Consider the following 17,798-nt stretch of genomic DNA (forward strand, 5'->3'; position numbering starts at 1 on the left):
CTAGAAACATTGCTACAAAGATGAAATGCTCAACACAGCCTATTTATTTGGAGTTTAAAAACATGGACGATCTGAAGCAAACATTGATTCAGGATATTTTTGATTATCTATCGACTGAAGTGTTTACTCGTGAAGTAACTGGGAACAAATTAGTAGATTTTGGTTTAAATTATATCGACTTTGCAACCTCAGAGAAGCGTTTGTATCGAGCATTGTATTTAGAAGATTCAGGAAATGGCGAATTAATGCAAGAAACTTCTTTTGAATGGTTTAAAAAAGTTTCGTCGACTGATCCAGAGTATTCAACATTACCGGATGAACAATTTCAATCGGTATACATGGGATTTTGGATTATGACGACAGGTTTAGCTTCTTTAATGTCAGCAGGTATTATCAACCCAACTCGCGACCGTACAATCGAGATTTTGGAAGATACGCTAAATACAATCGTGCATGATAATGTATCGATTGTAGTTGATGTTAACCATAGCAAAGAGATTTTGTAGGACCGTTTCAGTGTTTTTAGAAGTGTAAGGGACTAAAATGAGAAAAACAACATCAAAGAAAAAGGTATTCTAGCACGCGCATATGGGCTCTAGAATACCTTTTTTGTCTTATTCATTTGAAGCGTTGATCAATTGTTTGGCAAAAGCTTCCAATTTTTGAATGTCTTCTTCTTCAGCAGCCAGGTCGACTTTGACACTGTCTGCTCCTTTTTTTGCACCGATTTTTGTAAAGGCTTGTTCAAAATCATCAACAGCTTTACAAAAGAAATCATAAAATGTATCCCCAGAGCCGCAGACACCAAAAATTTTCCCACTTAAATCGAGTTCTTCTAGATCATCGTAAAAATCCATGATCTCATCTGGTAAATCACCATCACCATATGTATAAGAAGCCACGATACAAATATCGGCGTCGCTAAATTCAGTAGCATCGACTTGGGTACATTCATTGATTTCAACTTCAATCCCAGCATCTTCCATCGTTTCAGCAACGATATCTGCGATTTCTTCTGTATTTCCAGTCAAACTTGCATAGACGATTTTTGCTAGAGTCATTGTTTATCCCACCATCTTTGTTATTTCTGTAGCTGTTTCTAGTATAGCAAAAGAAAGAATGATTGAAAATAGCGAACAAAACCATGAGAGAATTTGGAAAAATGAATTCGCCTATGTTAAAATGAGTAGTATTTAAATGAAGGAGACGAAAAATTTATGATTACTTTAAAATCACAACGTGAAATTGACCAAATGGCCGAATCTGGAGCCATTTTAGCAGATGTACATAAACAATTACGCACATTTATCAAACCTGGGATCACAAGCTGGGATATCGAGGTATTTGTAAAAGAGTATATTGAAAGCCGCGGTGCGATCGCAGCACAGATCGGTTATGAAGGATATGAATTTGCAACTTGCTGTAGTATCAATGACGAGATCTGTCATGGTTTTCCACGTAAAAAAGTCCTAAAAGACGGCGATTTGATCAAAGTCGATATGTGTGTCGATTATAAAGGCGCAATCTCAGATTCTTGCTGGGCATATGCAGTGGGCACACCTTCACCTGAAGTTGAAAAATTGATGGAAGTGACGAAAAAAGCACTTTATCTAGGGATCGAACAAGCTGTGGTCGGCAATCGCATTGGAGATATCGGTCATGCGATCCAAACGTATGTTGAAGGAGAAGGCTATGGCTTAGTTCGCGATTTTATCGGTCATGGTATCGGTCCTACGATTCATGAAGAACCCATGGTGCCACATTATGGACAAGCCGGTAAGGGCCTACGCTTAAGAGAAGGTATGGTCATTACAATCGAACCAATGGTCAATATTGGCGATTGGCGCATGAAAATGGATCCTAATGGTTGGACGGCTTATAGTAAAGATAATTCACTAAGCTGTCAGTATGAACATAGCTTAGCCATTACCAAGGAAGGTCCACGTCTACTGACTTCACAAGGAGAAGAAGGCACATATTAATGCCTAAGAGGTAGCTGAAATGACACGTGTAAAAAAGATTCTCCAAAATGAGAAGTTGACCCATTTTCTAGATATTTTAAAAACACGCTTAACGGATGCAGAAATCGGAAATAGTGCAGTAGTCGTCACGTATTATTTGCTACTTTCGATTTTTCCTTTATTGATTGCGATCGGTAACGTGTTGCCCTTATTGCAAATCGATCCAAATAAAATTTTACCGTATATGCAAGAGTTGATTCCAGAACAGATTTATCAGTTTTTAGGGCCAGTGATCAAAGAATTGCTGACTCAAGGATCTGGAAAATTACTTTCCATTTCTGCTTTAGGAGCATTGTGGTCGGCTAGTAAAAGTATCAATGCCTTACAGACCGCGATGAATAAAGCTTATGGTGTTGAAGAGCGCGCGAATTTTTTTGTGGTGCGTGCTGTATCGTTAGTCGTTATTATCTTTTTTATGATTTCGATCGTCGGCGTCTTTATCGTATTTGGAGTTGGAAAACTGATTTTAGACGTTTTACAGCCGATACTGCAATTTCCAAATGAATGGGTCAGTATCTTCCAGACGATTCGTTGGCCATTGACGATGATCGTATTGATCGCAATGATGACGATGATTTATTGGTTAGTGCCAAACGGACGTGTCAAATTACGCTCAGCTTTACCTGGAGCTGTTTTGACATCGATCGGTTGGATCGTATTATCTCAAGTGTTTGGAATCTATGCGACCTATTTTGCGCGACGCGTGAGTGGGTACCAAATCATTGGAAGTTTTATCGTATTGATGATCTGGTTGAATTTTATTTCAATGATTATCATTTTAGGTGGGATTTTAAACGCAGTGATCGAAGAAATGGTCAGTGGGCGCGAAGTGCAACAAGGAAAAGACCGCATCAATCGCTTGTCGCGTAAGATCAAGCGTAAAGTCAAAAAAGAAAGTGGGTCTGACTGATGGAATTTACATTTAAATTGATCACCCAATTGTTTTTGACCATGATGTGTGCGGCAGTCATCACGCCGATCGTTAAGTTATTAGCTTTTCAAATCGGGGCTGTCGATATGCCAAATGCCAGACGGATCAATACCAAACCGATGCCTACTGCAGGCGGATTGGCGATTTTTATTACATTTACACTATCTACGATCTGGGAATTTCGTTCCAATCTGTTGGACACTAGTGTCGTTCCGATCTTACTGGGAGCTTTGATCGTCGTCATTACCGGTTTGATTGATGATATCCGTGAGTTGAAGCCGCTCCCTAAATTGATCGGATTGATTCTAGCAGGACTTGAAATCTACTACGTAGCAGGTATTCGCATCAATACGATCTCGATTCCATTTATTGGCATGTTTGATCTGCATTGGCTAAGCTTACCTGTAACGCTGCTATGGATATTAGCGATCACCAATGCGGTCAACTTGATCGATGGATTAGATGGCTTAGCAACAGGGGTTTCGATGATCGCATTGATTACGATCGGACTAGTGAGTTATTTTTATTTACCAGATAATGGTGTCTTTATTTCGATTATGATTTTCACGCTTGTGGCATCGATGATGGGATTTTTCCCATACAATTTCAATCCGGCTTCCATTTATCTAGGAGATACGGGAGCATTGATGTTGGGCTTTTTTATCGCTGTATTTTCGCTACAAGGGCTAAAAAACGTCACGTTTATCTCTGTATTGACGCCGATGTTTATTTTGGGAGTCCCGATTACCGATACGATCTATGCGATTATTCGCCGTTTGTTTAATAAACAAAAGATCTCTTCACCTGATCGTATGCATCTGCATCATCGTTTGATCTCACTAGGATTTAGTCATCGTGGAGCGGTGATGACGATTTATGCATTAGCGATGATTTTTTCATTTATTGCGTTGTTAATGAATTATGCCAGCACGATGGCGATCATTTTACTGGTGATCATGACCACGTTAGGATTAGAGTTATTTATTGAACTGATTGGATTAGTTGGTGAAAATCGTCAACCATTGATGCATTTCTTCCAATTTTTTGGAAATCAACAATTTCGCCATGAACGTTTGGCGAAGTGGTCAAAACGATTTAAAAAGAATCAAAAATAAGTTGGTTTGGTAGCCATGCCAAGCCGCTTATTTTTTTGTCTTCTTGACTTCAATTTCAAACTTCACTATACTCAAAAGAGTAATGAAAGGCTTTACATTTAGGAGGAAGCACGATGGTTCAAGTAGAGATTCGTCAGACAGAAACATTAGGTACGGTTTATGTATTGCAAAACGAAACGCAAGCAGTAAGTTTAAGTCCCTTCGGAGCGCGTTTACTTGGATGGGAAATCAACATAGCAGATACAAAAAGAGATATCGTGGTCGGCTTTGATTCACTTTCACAGCATAAAGAACATCGTTACTTTGGGGCAACGATCGGACCTGTGGCAGGGCGGATCATCGATGGGAATTTTACACTAGAAGATCGTGTCTATCAATTAGAAACAACGGAAAATGGGCATACCTTGCACAGTGGGGCTTTAGGACTTGATCAAGTGATGTTTGAAGCAAGTACAAATGAAACGCAAGGAGAAGCTAGTGTGTGCTTTGTGACTACATTTGAAGATCCTGATAACCGATTCCCAGGAAAGATTTTGGTAAAAGTGACCTATACGTTAACGAAAGCCAATCAACTTACGATCACATATGATGCGACAACAGATACACCGACTTTATTTAACCCAACCAATCATGGGTACTTTAACTTAACAGGAGATGCTGGTCAGGCGATCAATGCGCATCATTTGCAGATAAACGCACATCATGTTGCAGCTAAAAAAGCCGATGTAACAACAACGGGTGAACGATTAGTAGTCACCGACACGCCTTATGATTTTGAACAGACGAAGCGGATCGGTGAAGTGGCTTTAGATGATCCATTTATTTTAGATCATGAAGAAGCAGTCGATTTGGTGTTGACTAGCCCAGATGAACAAGTCGTCTTGACTGTAAATACTGATGCACCAGCTGTGATTTTATACACTACTGGTAGTCATGAAGAAGGTCAGATGATGAAGCAAAATCAAACAATGGCCAATCGTGGTTCGATTGCCATCGAAACACAAGGGATCCCGGGAAGTGAACGTTATGAACAGTTTCCATCGATTGTTTTAACTCCCGAAACACCATTTCATTCTCAAACCACTTACGAATTGATTGGAAAGGAGTAGTTGTCTTTTGACAGCTACTTTTTTTGACAAAAAAATAAAAAGCGAGTAAGCTAGGATACATAAAGATTACTTTTGTAAACGAAAGAAGTGAAACGATGGCAACACAAAAAGAAAACCAAGTAATCAGTGAATCAGAATGGCAAGTCATGCGCGTAATCTGGACAAAACGTGAGACAACCGCTAAAGAAATCTATGAAGCTATCCATGAACCATTAGATTGGAAATTGGCTACTGTTAAAACCCTTTTAGGGCGACTGGTGACAAAAGAATGGATCGAGACGACAAAAGAAGGCAAACGGTTCATTTACAGTCCTTTGATTTCCCAAGAAAGTGCGATGGAACGCTTGACTGAGGACTTTTTAGCACGGATATGTGCAAAAAATGTGGGTCAGACCTTAGCCAATATGATCCAAAATACACCACTAAGTCAGACCGATCTAGCATTATTAAAAACAGTATTAGCAAATAAACAAGCAACTGAGATTACTTGTAGTTGTTTACCTGGTCAATGCAATTGTCATCATTAGAAAGGGTGAGGAATATGATGAAACAAGAACTACACGTTACGGGAATGAGTTGTCAAAATTGTGTCAAACATGTTGAACAAGCGATCCAGTCTCTACCTGGAATCAAGAAAGCGACAGTCGATTTGAAAAAAGAGCAAGCACGTGTGACGTATGATGACACACAGCTATCAAATGAGGCGATCAAAGATCAAATCAATGAGCAGACACATTATCATGCCACGATTCTCAAAACAAAGCGTTCTCTTTTTTGAGAGGGCTTTTTTTGTGTTTTCAAGCTATGCTATAATAAGCAAAATAGGTGAAAAAGGAGTCCATAAATATGACGTTTAAAAAATTAGAAGTTCCTACTTCTTCCATTACTGAAGTAAAAAAATCACCGATGGATGTCTTCCAACAAGCACGTAAAGAAAAAACGGGTGTCTATATTTTTAATCGTGAAAAGATTGCTGGAGTTATGCTAACACAAGAACTCTATGAATCTTTAGTCAAAGAACTAGATGAGTTACGTGCAAATAAGGTTCAAGTAGAGACAAAAAAACCTGATCCGGAAGTTTCAAGTCACATTCGTGCAAATGAATTACTGGATTTAGTTAAAACAAAGATCGTACCGAATACGACGATTGCCGTTAAAAAATTGGATGAACAATTGACAGATTTTGGGTTTATCTCAAAACGAGATGCCTTCCAAGGAATCAATGAGTTGTTAGAAGAGTTACAAACAACAGGAAAATTGACCTATGTACTTTCACAAGCCCATGCAACGCCATTTGCGATTGAGCTGATCGGAGAAGAAGATTACCAATCTGCGTTCGTGAAAAAGATAATCATTAGAAAAATTTTAATAAAAGAATGATTTTCGGCTGTTTCTGTCGCAAAAATCTGCTACTATATGAAAAAAGGAGTGAAGTTTGTGTCAAATTTAAGTCAACGTTTTAACCCCGAGTTAGAAAAAATTACAGTTTCCTTGATCCGCCAGTTCGATGAGCGTGTATCCAACATTCCCAATATGCTCAAATTAACTTTAGGAGAGCCAGACTTTGATACACCAGAGCATGTCAAACAAGCTGGTATCAAAGCGATCGAAGATAATTTTAGTCATTATTCTGGAATGGCTGGATTAAATGATGTTCGTCAAGCGGCATCTGCTTTTTTCAAAGAAAAATATCATGTAGCCTACGACTGGCAATCAGAAGTAATGGTTACGGTTGGCGCGACAGAAGCCATCTCTGCGACTCTTTTGAGTATGTTGGTCCCTGGAGATGAAGTAATCTTACCTGCACCGATCTATCCTGGTTATGAACCGATCATCCATTTAGCAGGTGCGACTCCTGTGTATATCGATACGACAGATAATGGCTTTATTCTATCTCCTGAAGCATTGGAAGTAGAGTTGATCAAACGCGGTGATAAAGTCAAAGCGGTAATCTTAAACTTTCCAAGCAATCCAACAGGTGTAACGTACACTGCTGACGAACTATCCGCTTTAGCTGAAGTGTTGAAAAAATATGATGTTTTTGTGATCAGTGATGAGATCTATAGTGAATTATCTTATGATGCGCCGCATGAGAGCATTGCAACATTTTTATATGATCAAACAATCGTGATCAATGGATTATCAAAATCGCATGCAATGACAGGATGGCGTATCGGATTTATTTTTGCCCCACAAGTTTTAGCACAACAAATTATCAAAGTACATCAATACTTGGTCACTGCGGCTTCAACGATTTCGCAAAAAGCTGCCGTTCGGGCATTAGTAGAAGGAATCAAAGATGCCGAGGTCATGAAAGAAGAATACCGTAAACGTCGCAATATGGTCTATGAGGAAATGACGAAAATGGGATTTGAGATCGCGAAACCCTCAGGAGCGTTTTACATTTTTGCGAAAATTCCAACCGGGTATCTCAACGATTCGATGGAATTTTGTGTAGACCTAGCTGAAAAAAATCAATTAGCGATCATTCCAGGTATCGCATTTGGTCCAGAGGCAGAAGGATATGTGCGGATCAGTTATGCAGCAAGTATGGAAAACTTAACGGAAGCGATGGCTCGTTTACGCGCTTATATGGAAAACGAAAAAAAGCTGTAACATAGGTTGATTATAGTGTCAAAACTTGAATAACCGATCTTCTCGATTAAATAAGTTGGATTATTACCGGAATAGCTGAACCTATTATCGGAATGATTCGGCTTATTTTTTTGAGTTATCCACTTTCGTCACAGCTTTTTTTATTTACATAAATTTGACAAAGAGAGCAGTAATGTTTACATAAAGTCCATTTTCTCTTTACACACACTTGTTACACTATGTTTGTAATAAAGAGAGGAGATACAACATGAAAAAATTAGGTGCCATTTTAGTCTTAACTGGAGTATTACTTGCAGGATGTGGGAACAATGCAAGTTCAGCAACAAATGATTCAAAATCTTCTTCTGACAAACCGGTTGAAATCGTGGCAGTAGGGTCTACAGCGCTCCAACCATTAGTAGAAGCAGCACAAGAAAATTTTCAAACTGAACATCCAAATTACACGATTACAGTTCAAGGTGGCGGTTCAGGTACAGGGCTGAGTCAAGTTGCCAGTGGTTCTGTGACGATCGGAAATTCTGATGTATTTGCTGAAGAAAAAGAAGGCGTAAAGGCTGATGAATTAGTCGATCATAAAGTTGCTGTAGTCGGTATGGCACCAGTAGCCAATAAAGAAGTCGGTGTTGACAATATTTCCCAAAAACAATTGATCGATATCTTTACAGGTAAAATCAAAAACTGGAAAGAAGTTGGTGGAAAAGATGTCGCGGTAACGGTAGTCAACCGTGCATCGGGTAGTGGTACACGTGCAACATTTGAAAAATGGGGCTTAGATGGTGCCGAAGCGATGCAAAGCCAAGAGCAAGATTCATCAGGAGCAGTGAAGAAAATCGTTGCGCAAACACCAGGTGCAATCAGTTACCTAGCGCTTTCTTATTTAGATGATTCACTTCAAACACTTGCTTTAGACGGTGTCAAACCAAGTGCCGAAGCGATTGAAACAAATGACTGGAAAATTTGGTCTTATGAGCATATGTATACAAAAGGTGAACCAGATCAAGACGTTAAAGCATTCTTAGATTACATGGTTAGCACAGATGTACAAGAAGGTGTGGTCAAAGAATTGGGTTACTTACCGATCACAGCGATGAAAGTCGAACGTTCAGTTGATGGAGAAATTACAACAAAATAAATACAAAAAACCTCTTAGCCTGAAATATCGGCTGAGAGGTTTTTTTAGTATAAAGGGAACGTCAATTTAAAAGTCGATCCTTGTTGGAGTGCACTTTTGACTTCGATCGTTCCATCTAGTGCATCAACATATTCTTTTACGATTGCTAGACCTAATCCAGAGCCTCCGGAATGCCTTGTACGGGCTTTGTCGATTCGATAGAAGCGTTCAAAGATCCGTTCTTGATCTTCTTTTGCGATCCCGATTCCTTGATCTGCAATCGTTAAAATCAAATGATCTTGCTCGGTAGCAAAATGGATATGAACAGTAGTGTCGGTTGGCGAATAGAATAAAGCATTTTCAATCAAGTTTTTTAAAATGCCATCGAATAATTCAAGTTTAGTCAAAAAAAGAAGTTGTTCAGAACCATCTAAAACGAACTGTACGTGCTTTTCATGGCTCAAAGCTTGATAGCGTTCAATGATTTGTTTGATAAATGCATGGATCGGGATCGTTTTCCATTCATAGTCATAGCGTGTCGACATTTTAGATAGTTGGATCACTTGTTGGATCAAAGCTTCCAGACGTTTAGCATCAGTTTGCATAATCAATAAAAATTTTTCTAAAGTTTCGGGATCTTCTTTTGCTCCGTCAAGTAACGTTTCTGTAAATCCAATCAAAGAAGTGACCGGTGTCTTTAATTCGTGCGTCACATTTCCTACAAAATCACGTTGCATTTTTTCTAGCTGGCGAATTTTTGTTAAATCGTATGCAGTAGCTAAAATTTGATGATCTTCTTTAAAATAGCGCAAGGTCACATCGACAACCATATTGGTTTGACTAAGTGTGAGTTCTTGTTGAACGAATGGACAATCTTCACTAACATGATAGATCAGTTGGATCAGTTGTGTATCGGTCAATACGTGTGTGAAGGGTTGGTTTTCTTTAGGAGCTGTTTGAAGCCCAAGCATTTTTTGCATGACGACATTCATCGTCAAGACTTGCTGATCATCCAATAAGAAAACACCGATCATCAATTCATTAAGAAGCGTCGATAAGCGTTTTTCACTCGTTTCATAAGCTGTATACGTTTTTTGCATCTGTTCATTTAATTGGGTGATTACCTGATAAAGTTCTTGCATATCAGGTGAATCGGACTCATAGATCAATGTTTTTTTGGTCTTAGGATCATCCAACATCCGCTGTAAGACAGGCAATACGGTCTCCACCGGTCGGTTGCGTTTTCTGATCAAGCGGAAGACAAGTAGATAGCCCATTAGATAAAACAATAAATAATAAATAAAGATCGAACGTTTGATACCTGCGGCTTGGGCAACGAATTCTGTCACCGGTTCAGACAAGCGCAAATAGCCTACTAAATTACCATCTTTTTTGATGGGTAAGGCAACGTATAGCAGTGTTTCATTCAAGGTATTACTTTTACGAATCGCTTGGCCCAGAGAGTTGCCATCCATCACGGCTTTGATTTCTGGGCGGTTCGTTCTAGAATCGTTTTGGAGATGTTCGTCGTAGCTGTCGTAAAGGATCATTCCTGCTTGATTTAATAAGGTGATCCGTTCTCCTTGTTGTACTAGATCTTTTTTAGCAAAGCGCTCGACTTGTGTCAGATCATCTTGACTAACGGCTAGTAAAAAATCCCCTTTTTTTTCAAGATAGGTCACTTGTTGCTGGGTGACTTGTTGGTCGTAAAAACGAGCGATAAATTGCCAGCTGATAATAAAGAAAGCCAGTAAAGCTAGCGTGATCAAGCCGTAATTTTTAAGCCAGTTTTGGATTCTACTCATAAGGTAGGGTCCTGAAATTTGTAACCAAATCCGCGTACCGTGACCAAGTATTGCGGCCGTTTCGGATCACGTTCGATTTTTTCACGTAAATGACTGATGTGGACATCGACGATTCGTGTTTGGCCATCAAAATCAAATTTCCAAATGCGGTCTAAGAGCGTGTCACGATCGATCACGCGATTTTTACGTTTCATAAAATAAACCAACAATTCGAATTCTTTAGGCGTCAAATCGATCAGCTGATCTCGCACACGGACTTGGTAATTGGCTGTATCGGCGTAGATCTCACCGATCCGGATAGGTTTTTCGACAACATCATCACTAGCAAGGTGAGGGCGGTGTTCCATTCTTCTTGAGATTGCCTTCATTCGCGCCAACACTTCTCGTGGACTAAAGGGTTTGCTAATGTAATCATCAGCACCGATCTCAAGACCTAAAATACGATCGATTGGATCATCTTTAGCCGTTAAAATCAAAATCGGTGTTTCGATTTTTTCTTGACGCAATTTTCGAGTCAATTCGATCCCGTCTAGACCTGGAAGCATCACGTCAACGAGCAAAAAATCAAATTGTTCGCTTAAAGCGATTTGAAATGCTTCTAAACCATCTTGAGCAGTAGTTACTTGATAGCCTTCTTTTTCTAAATTAAATGTCAGTAAAGTTACGATCGAAGGTTCATCATCGACCACAAGTATTTTTTTCATCGTATGTGTGGCTCCTTTAGGATAAGTAGATTGCTTTCTCTATTTTATCATGAAAATCTAAGTGGGACTATGGTATAATAAGACTCGACTTTGACTAAGACAAAGAGGTCAATAAAGGAGGGGAATATATGGAGCTTGAAAAAACGAATCGTATGAATGCGTTATTTGAATTCTATTCTACTCTTTTAACACAAAAGCAAATGAACTATATGGAGCTGTATTATGCGGATGATTTTTCGCTAGGTGAAATTGCTGAAGAATATGGTGTGAGCCGTCAAGCAGTTTACGACAATATCAAACGAACCGAGAAAATCTTAGAAGATTATGAACGTAAATTACACATGTACTCAAACTATATCGTCCGTGCACAATTACTCGATCGACTAGAACGACATGTCACCAAAGAATATCCACAAGATCAAATCATTGCGCCGCTACTTGCGCAACTACAAGAAATCGATGAATAAAGGAAGGAATTATTATGGCATTTGAGAGTTTAACAGAACGCTTGCAACAAGCGATGGGAAAATTACGTAAAAAAGGAAAAGTAACGGAAGCTGACGTTAAAGAAATGATGCGCGAGATCCGTCTTGCGCTTTTAGAGGCCGATGTCAACTTAAAAGTAGTCAAAGAATTTACGAAAAGCGTTCGTGAACGTGCGGTTGGTGTGGAAGTTTTAGATAGCTTATCCCCTGCACAACAAATCGTAAAAATCGTAAATGAAGAATTGACAAAAACGTTAGGTTCAGAAACGGTTGAGTTAGAGAAAAATCCTAAGATCCCAACTGTGATCATGATGGTCGGATTACAAGGGGCCGGAAAAACGACCTTTACCGGGAAACTAGCAAATCATTTAAAGAAAACAGAAAATGCACGTCCGTTATTGATTGCAGGAGACGTCTATCGTCCAGCAGCGATCGATCAATTAAAAGTATTGGGTCAACAGTTAGATGTTCCTGTTTTTGAAATGGGAACAGAAGTTAGTCCAGTGGAAATCGTTCGTCAAGGACTCGAACAAGCGAAAGAAAAGAAAAACGATTATGTCTTGATCGATACGGCAGGACGTCTGCATGTCGATGAAGCCTTGATGACAGAGTTACAAGACATCAAAGCACTTGCCCAACCAAATGAGATCTTATTAGTCGTTGATGCCATGACAGGACAAGATGCAGTAAACGTTGCGGATAGTTTTAACCAACAGCTTGGGATCACCGGAGTTATTATCACGAAACTAGATGGGGATACTCGTGGGGGAGCGGCATTATCGATTCGTTCGATTACAGGAGCGCCAATCAAATTTACCGGGACGGGTGAAAAATTAACAGATCTAGAAGTCTTCCATCCAGATCGCATGGCGAGCCGTATCTTAGGTATGGGGGATATGTTGACGCTGATCGAACGTGCGCAACAAGATTACGATGAGAAAAAAGCTGAAGAATTAGCGAAGAAAATGAAAGAAAACAGCTTTGACTTCAATGATTTCATCGAACAACTCGACCAAGTCATGAGTATGGGACCATTAGAAGATTTGATGAAAATGATCCCGGGAATGAATCAAATGCCAGGAATGGATAATTTCAAAGTCGATCCTAAAGATATCGCACGTAAAAAAGCGATCGTGTTCTCTATGACACCAGCTGAACGTGAAAATCCCGATCTATTAAATCCAAGTCGCCGTCGTCGAATCGCCGCAGGTTCTGGCAATAGCGTCGTTGAAGTGAATCGGATGATCAAACAATTCAAAGAAGCACGTACGATGATGAAAAAAATGTCGAATGGAAATTTTGATATGCCAGGAATGGATCAAATGTTTGGCTCAGGAATCAAAGGAAAATTAGGAAAAATGGCTATGAACCGTATGGTCAAGAAAAACAAGAAGAAAAAGAAAAAGAAAAAATAGTCAAAAAAGTGTGACAGACTTCTGTCACACTTTTTTTGATAGCTTATTATTTGTCGGAAAAAGCGACTCATGGTACTATTATTATATAACAGAAAGGGGAATGCACAATGGTGAACAAAGAACAAGTTGAAGGTAAAGTAACAGAAACTAAAGGTAAAGTAACTGGTGATGACTCCGAAGAACTAAAAGGTAAAATCAAAAAAGGCTTCGGCGATGTAAAAGAAAAAGTTGAAGAATTTGCAGATGACGTAGCTGAAAAATTCAATCATAAAGATAAAAAAGATAAAGAGTAATCACCAAAGCGTTCGTCTTTAGACGAACGCTTTTTATAATGAAAAAGGTTGTGACAGGCATTTGTCATAACCTCTTCAAAATAAAGTAAACGGTGTTCCAGAAGTAACTCTTGCGAAAATAAGCCGAACCATTGCCAAAATAGGTGAACCTATTATCGGAATGCTTCGGCTTATTTCTTGGAGCTGCTCACTTCTGTTACAGCCTATTATTGCATGTTTAGGCGAAACGATTGAAAAATTCGATATATTTATCTGTAATCATTTGGAAGAAGTCTTTTGTATCTTGTTTGAATGCACCATCTTCTAAAAGATTTGTAACATTGCCGATATAGGCTTCTGGTTGTTGTAAGGTTGGAACGTTTAAGAAGACTAATGATTGACGTAAGTGATGGTTCGCACCAAATCCACTAACAGCTCCAACTGAAACAGAAACGACTAAAGCTGGTTTATTATCCCAAGCACTTTGGCCATAAGGACGTGAACCTACGTCTAATGCATTTTTGATTGTAGCTGGCATTGAGCGATTGTATTCTGGAGTGAAGAAATAGACACCGTCGACTGCATTTAATTCATTTCTAAAACGAGTCCAAGCTTCAGGAACCTTTCCTTCAACATCTAAATCTTCATTATATAAAGGTAGATCGCCGATTTCGATGATTTTTCCTTCAAATCCTTCAGGTAATAATGAAATAAATGTTTCTGCAGCTAACTTGTTATATGAACCTTCACGTAAACTCCCAACTAAGACACCGATTGTTTTTGTCATATGCGAACATCCTCCTTAAATTCAATTACAAGATTATTGTAAGAAAAATCTAAAAATTTTGCAAAAGATATCCCTTTTAAAAAGTAAGCAATTTTTTTATCAACTGTAAAGAAAAAACTCTTTACACCTACGTAAAAAACTGATAGAATACATCTTGTGATTAAAACCAACGGAGGTGTATATCGTAATGGCAGTAAAAATTCGTTTAAAACGTATGGGTTCTAAGAAAAGTCCTTTTTACCGTATCGTAGTTGCTGATTCACGTTCTCCACGTGACGGACGCTTCATCGAAACAGTAGGTACTTACAACCCTTTAAAAGATCCAGCTGAAGTAACTCTTAAAGAAGATTTAGTTTTAGATTGGTTATCTAAAGGTGCGCAACCTTCTGATACAGTTCGTAACTTACTTTCTAAAGAAGGCGTTATGAAGAAACATCACGAAGCTAAATTCACTAAGAAATAAGAGGGAAACTTATGGCAGATGTGAAAGAGTTAATCTTAGCAATCGTGGGTCCATTAGTTACTGAACCTGATCAATTGACGATCAAAGTCGTTGAATCAGATGATTTCATTGAATATCAATTAGCTGTGGCTCCAGAAGATATCGGGCGAGTGATTGGAAAGCAAGGACGGGTCGCAAAAGCGATTCGGACGATCGTCTATAGTGTACGTACGCAGACCAAACAAAAAATTCGTTTGACGATTTTGGACCAAGATGCAAAAAGCTCTGAATGATTCAGGGCTTTTTTTGTGCTTTTTTTAAGAATTGAACGCAAGGCTAGGTTTTTTAAAGAAAACCTGTCATACTAAGTATTTTAGGAGGGACTTATGGAAAATATCTTATTTTTAGTCATCGTAATCATCTTGATTTGGTTGATCTTTAAAATCAGTCGTTTGATCTGGCGCATTTTTGGGTTTCTTGTGGTGCTATTTGTGGCTTGGTACTTTCGTGACACGATCTTCCAAGCGTTTTATCAACTAGCAAGCTTTTTACCAGGAGGAACGTTACGCGACACGACAAACCAAGCCATCACGTTTATCGCCCAACAAGTAGAGCGTTTTACTCAATTTATCCAACAATCCTTACCGATCTAAGCTTCTGGTAGTAGATGCAAAGACTACGTATCCGTGATACAATAAACCAGAATTTAATAGAAATGAGGACAAGAAAGTGACAGAGTATTTAAATGTAGGAAAGATCGTCAACACACACGGTATTCGCGGTGAAGTTCGCGTAATTTCGCAAACGGATTTTCCAGAAGAACGCTATCAACCAGGCAATAGCTTGATGTTATTTCGTGAACATCAAAAACCATTAAAACTTGTGATCGAATCACATCGTAAACATAAAAATTTTGATTTATTGACATTCGAAGGTTATCCCTTTATCAATGATGTGGAACCATTTCGTGATGGAATCTTAAAAGTATCCAAAGACGAACTAGTCGAATTAGAAGAAAACGCATTTTACTATCATGAAATCATTGGTCTAGAAGTCAAAGAAGACGATCGCGTATTAGGAAAAATCAAAGAGATCTTATCTCCAGGAGCCAATGATGTTTGGGTCGTCCAACGTCCAGGAAAAAAAGATGCGTTGATTCCGTATATCGAATCTGTTGTTAAAAAAGTCGATATCGCAAATGGCGAAGTGATCGTAGAGATTCCAGAGGGGTTACTAGACGATGAGAATTGATGTATTGACACTATTTCCACGCATGTTTGAAGGTCCGATGGGCGAATCGATTATTGGAAAAGCGCGTGATAAAGGATTATTGGATATCCGTGTTTCGAATTTTCGTGAGTTCTCAGATAATAAACACCAAACGGTCGATGATTACCCGTATGGTGGCGGTGCAGGGATGTTATTAAAAGTCCAACCGATTTTTGACAATATCGAAGCGATCAAACAAGAACGACCTGAAGTGATGCCACGCGTGATTTTACTCGATCCAGCAGGTAAAAAATTCGATCAAAAAATGGCTGAGGAGTTCTCACAAGAAGAACAACTCGTGTTTATTTGTGGGCATTATGAAGGATATGATGAACGGATCCGTACGCTCGTTACCGATGAAGTATCATTGGGAGATTATGTCTTGACTGGGGGCGAATTAGGGGCGATGGTCATGATCGATGCGACGGTACGCTTATTGCCAGAAGTATTGGGAAATAATCTTTCTGCCCAAACAGATTCGCATTCAACAGGTCTACTTGAGCATCCGCAGTACACACGTCCGGCTGATTTTCGCGGGATGAAAGTGCCTGAAGTCTTGACGAATGGCAATCATAAATTGATCGAAGAGTGGCAGACAAAAGAATCCTTGCGTCGGACGTATCTACGTCGTCCAGATATGCTAAACGCCTATGAGTTAACGCCGCAGATGGAAAAATGGTTAGCGGAAATCAAGCGCGAAGAAAATCAATAGCGCGTCAAGATTTTTTCTTTACAATTACTATCAAGATATGCTATGATGCTTTAGTGAGTGAAAGCTCAACTATTACAATATTCCGCTGTGAGTGTGACTTATAAGAATATTTGGAAATAAGGAGAATGATAAATTATGAATCCATTGATTCAAGAACTAACTCAAGAACAATTACGTACAGACATTCCTGCATTCCGTCCTGGAGATACAGTACGCGTACATGCAAAAGTTGTCGAAGGAACTCGCGAACGTATTCAGTTATTCGAAGGTGTTGTAATCAAACGCCGTGGAGCTGGAATCAGCGAAACTTACACAGTACGTAAAGTATCAAACGGTATCGGTGTGGAACGTACATTCCCACTACATACACCACGTGTTGCAAAATTAGAAGTAGTTCGCTTTGGTAAAGTACGTCGTGCGAAATTGTACTACCTACGTGCATTACACGGAAAAGCAGCTCGTATCAAAGAAATCCGTCGTTAATCTTATTATCGATCGAAACGAAAGTCCTTGGAAACAAGGGCTTTTTTTGTATGTAAAAAAAGACTTGAACTGTTAAATTCAGTTCAAGTCTTTTTGAGTTTAGCTAAAACAACATAGCTCTAAAACTTATAGTATGAATCGCTCTTTTTTACAAGCGTTTTGGAAGCATTCAAAACAACATAGCTCTAAAACCTATCTCATTTACGCTAAAACATTGACTTTGTTTTGGAAGCATTCAAAACAACATAGCTCTAAAACTTAGTCCATTATCTTATCCAGAATTTATTGGTTTTGGAAGCATTCAAAACAACATAGCTCTAAAACAGTTTTTTGGTAACTATTGTAACGATGACTGTTTTGGAAGCATTCAAAACAACATAGCTCTAAAACAATCATAGAAGAATTGCGACTGATTTTGGTGTTTTGGAAGCATTCAAAACAACATAGCTCTAAAACACACCTACGACACACATAGTAATGTTCATTGTTTTGGAAGCATTCAAAACAACATAGCTCTAAAA

The 17,798-nt window shown here is 38.9% G+C and carries 23 protein-coding genes and 1 CRISPR repeat array; of the genes, 19 read left to right on the top strand and 4 right to left on the bottom strand.

Annotation, left to right across the window (positions count from 1 at the left end; all coding sequences use genetic code 11):
• The first annotated feature begins 62 nt into the window (after nucleotides 1-62).
• On the top strand, nucleotides 63-506 hold the full coding sequence (locus tag QZ413_RS02730; protein WP_297076071.1) for a TetR/AcrR family transcriptional regulator: 444 nt from the start codon (nucleotides 63-65) through the stop codon (nucleotides 504-506).
• 108 nt (nucleotides 507-614) lie between these two features.
• Here the strand turns inward: QZ413_RS02730 and QZ413_RS02735 are convergent, their stop codons facing one another.
• On the bottom strand, nucleotides 615-1,061 hold the full coding sequence (locus QZ413_RS02735) for a flavodoxin (protein WP_297076073.1): 447 nt from the start codon (nucleotides 1,059-1,061) through the stop codon (nucleotides 615-617).
• A gap of 156 nt (nucleotides 1,062-1,217) precedes the next feature.
• Here QZ413_RS02735 and map point away from each other — a divergent pair, with 156 nt between their 5' ends.
• The 9 genes from map (at nucleotide 1,218) to QZ413_RS02780 (ending at nucleotide 8,924) form a co-directional block, all read left to right on the top strand.
• On the top strand, nucleotides 1,218-1,982 hold the full coding sequence (gene map / locus QZ413_RS02740) for a type I methionyl aminopeptidase (RefSeq protein WP_297076075.1): 765 nt from the start codon (nucleotides 1,218-1,220) through the stop codon (nucleotides 1,980-1,982).
• A gap of 19 nt (nucleotides 1,983-2,001) precedes the next feature.
• Nucleotides 2,002-2,931: a YihY/virulence factor BrkB family protein gene (locus QZ413_RS02745; RefSeq protein ID WP_297076078.1), complete on the top strand. Its 930-nt coding sequence runs from the start codon at nucleotides 2,002-2,004 to the stop codon at nucleotides 2,929-2,931.
• Entirely contained in the window at nucleotides 2,931-4,067 is a 1,137-nt protein-coding gene (locus QZ413_RS02750; RefSeq protein ID WP_297076080.1) for a glycosyltransferase family 4 protein, read from the top strand. The genes QZ413_RS02745 and QZ413_RS02750 overlap by 1 nt, the downstream gene beginning before the upstream one ends.
• Before the next feature lie 113 nt (nucleotides 4,068-4,180).
• A complete protein-coding gene (locus QZ413_RS02755; RefSeq protein ID WP_297076083.1) occupies nucleotides 4,181-5,176 on the top strand; it encodes an aldose epimerase family protein in 996 nt (331 codons plus the stop codon).
• Between the two features lie 95 nt (nucleotides 5,177-5,271).
• A complete protein-coding gene (locus tag QZ413_RS02760; RefSeq protein ID WP_297076085.1) occupies nucleotides 5,272-5,703 on the top strand; it encodes a CopY/TcrY family copper transport repressor in 432 nt (143 codons plus the stop codon).
• 14 nt (nucleotides 5,704-5,717) lie between these two features.
• Nucleotides 5,718-5,954, top strand: coding sequence for a heavy-metal-associated domain-containing protein (locus tag QZ413_RS02765; RefSeq protein ID WP_297076086.1), 237 nt, complete (start codon nucleotides 5,718-5,720; stop codon nucleotides 5,952-5,954).
• Between the two features lie 68 nt (nucleotides 5,955-6,022).
• Nucleotides 6,023-6,556 (top strand): hypothetical protein, encoded by a 534-nt coding sequence (locus tag QZ413_RS02770; protein WP_297076089.1) that lies wholly within the window; start codon nucleotides 6,023-6,025, stop codon nucleotides 6,554-6,556.
• 57 nt (nucleotides 6,557-6,613) lie between these two features.
• Nucleotides 6,614-7,792, top strand: a complete 1,179-nt coding sequence (locus tag QZ413_RS02775) for a pyridoxal phosphate-dependent aminotransferase (protein WP_297076091.1) — start codon at nucleotides 6,614-6,616, stop codon at nucleotides 7,790-7,792.
• A 247-nt stretch (nucleotides 7,793-8,039) separates the two neighbouring features.
• The gene (locus tag QZ413_RS02780; RefSeq protein WP_297076094.1) at nucleotides 8,040-8,924 is read left to right on the top strand and encodes a phosphate ABC transporter substrate-binding protein PstS family protein; all 885 of its coding nucleotides are present in this window, start codon (nucleotides 8,040-8,042) and stop codon (nucleotides 8,922-8,924) included.
• 44 nt (nucleotides 8,925-8,968) lie between these two features.
• On the opposite strand, the gene QZ413_RS02785 is transcribed toward QZ413_RS02780, so the two are convergent.
• Together QZ413_RS02785 and QZ413_RS02790 are read right to left on the bottom strand one after the other, a co-directional pair.
• Entirely contained in the window at nucleotides 8,969-10,708 is a 1,740-nt protein-coding gene (locus tag QZ413_RS02785) for an ATP-binding protein (protein WP_297076097.1), read from the bottom strand.
• Nucleotides 10,705-11,412 (bottom strand): response regulator transcription factor, encoded by a 708-nt coding sequence (locus QZ413_RS02790; RefSeq protein WP_297076099.1) that lies wholly within the window; start codon nucleotides 11,410-11,412, stop codon nucleotides 10,705-10,707. Before QZ413_RS02790 ends, QZ413_RS02785 begins: the two co-directional genes overlap by 4 nt.
• Nucleotides 11,413-11,540: 128 nt before the next feature.
• On the opposite strand from QZ413_RS02790, the gene QZ413_RS02795 reads away from it, so the two are divergent.
• From QZ413_RS02795 to QZ413_RS02805, 3 genes are all read left to right on the top strand, one after another.
• Nucleotides 11,541-11,879 (top strand): putative DNA-binding protein, encoded by a 339-nt coding sequence (locus QZ413_RS02795; RefSeq protein ID WP_297076101.1) that lies wholly within the window; start codon nucleotides 11,541-11,543, stop codon nucleotides 11,877-11,879.
• Between the two features lie 14 nt (nucleotides 11,880-11,893).
• On the top strand, nucleotides 11,894-13,312 hold the full coding sequence (gene ffh, locus QZ413_RS02800; protein ID WP_297076103.1) for a signal recognition particle protein: 1,419 nt from the start codon (nucleotides 11,894-11,896) through the stop codon (nucleotides 13,310-13,312).
• Nucleotides 13,313-13,419: 107 nt separating this feature from the next.
• On the top strand, nucleotides 13,420-13,605 hold the full coding sequence (locus QZ413_RS02805; RefSeq protein WP_297076105.1) for a CsbD family protein: 186 nt from the start codon (nucleotides 13,420-13,422) through the stop codon (nucleotides 13,603-13,605).
• 217 nt (nucleotides 13,606-13,822) lie between these two features.
• Here the strand turns inward: QZ413_RS02805 and QZ413_RS02810 are convergent, their stop codons facing one another.
• Complete coding sequence (locus QZ413_RS02810) at nucleotides 13,823-14,371, bottom strand: NADPH-dependent FMN reductase (protein WP_297076107.1); 549 nt, start codon at nucleotides 14,369-14,371, stop codon at nucleotides 13,823-13,825.
• Nucleotides 14,372-14,558: 187 nt separating this feature from the next.
• Here QZ413_RS02810 and rpsP point away from each other — a divergent pair, with 187 nt between their 5' ends.
• The 6 genes from rpsP (at nucleotide 14,559) to rplS (ending at nucleotide 17,277) form a co-directional block, all read left to right on the top strand.
• A complete protein-coding gene (rpsP, locus tag QZ413_RS02815) occupies nucleotides 14,559-14,834 on the top strand; it encodes a 30S ribosomal protein S16 (RefSeq protein WP_297076109.1) in 276 nt (91 codons plus the stop codon).
• A gap of 11 nt (nucleotides 14,835-14,845) precedes the next feature.
• Nucleotides 14,846-15,106: a KH domain-containing protein gene (locus tag QZ413_RS02820; RefSeq protein WP_297076111.1), complete on the top strand. Its 261-nt coding sequence runs from the start codon at nucleotides 14,846-14,848 to the stop codon at nucleotides 15,104-15,106.
• Nucleotides 15,107-15,199: 93 nt separating this feature from the next.
• A complete protein-coding gene (locus QZ413_RS02825) occupies nucleotides 15,200-15,466 on the top strand; it encodes a hypothetical protein (RefSeq protein WP_297076113.1) in 267 nt (88 codons plus the stop codon).
• A 76-nt stretch (nucleotides 15,467-15,542) separates the two neighbouring features.
• A complete protein-coding gene (rimM, locus tag QZ413_RS02830) occupies nucleotides 15,543-16,064 on the top strand; it encodes a ribosome maturation factor RimM (RefSeq protein ID WP_297076116.1) in 522 nt (173 codons plus the stop codon).
• The gene (trmD, locus tag QZ413_RS02835; protein WP_297076119.1) at nucleotides 16,054-16,794 is read left to right on the top strand and encodes a tRNA (guanosine(37)-N1)-methyltransferase TrmD; all 741 of its coding nucleotides are present in this window, start codon (nucleotides 16,054-16,056) and stop codon (nucleotides 16,792-16,794) included. The genes rimM and trmD overlap by 11 nt, the downstream gene beginning before the upstream one ends.
• A gap of 135 nt (nucleotides 16,795-16,929) precedes the next feature.
• Nucleotides 16,930-17,277 carry a 50S ribosomal protein L19 gene (gene rplS / locus QZ413_RS02840; RefSeq protein ID WP_016184536.1) on the top strand — a complete coding sequence of 116 codons (348 nt, stop codon included), beginning with the start codon at nucleotides 16,930-16,932 and terminating at the stop codon, nucleotides 17,275-17,277.
• A gap of 90 nt (nucleotides 17,278-17,367) precedes the next feature.
• A CRISPR array of direct repeats spans nucleotides 17,368-17,797; the repeat unit is 34 nt; unit sequence GTTTTGGAAGCATTCAAAACAACATAGCTCTAAA.
• Nucleotide 17,798 lies beyond the last annotated feature (1 nt).

This window comes from uncultured Enterococcus sp., from assembly GCF_913775425.1.
Taxonomy (GTDB): domain Bacteria; phylum Bacillota; class Bacilli; order Lactobacillales; family Enterococcaceae; genus Enterococcus_G.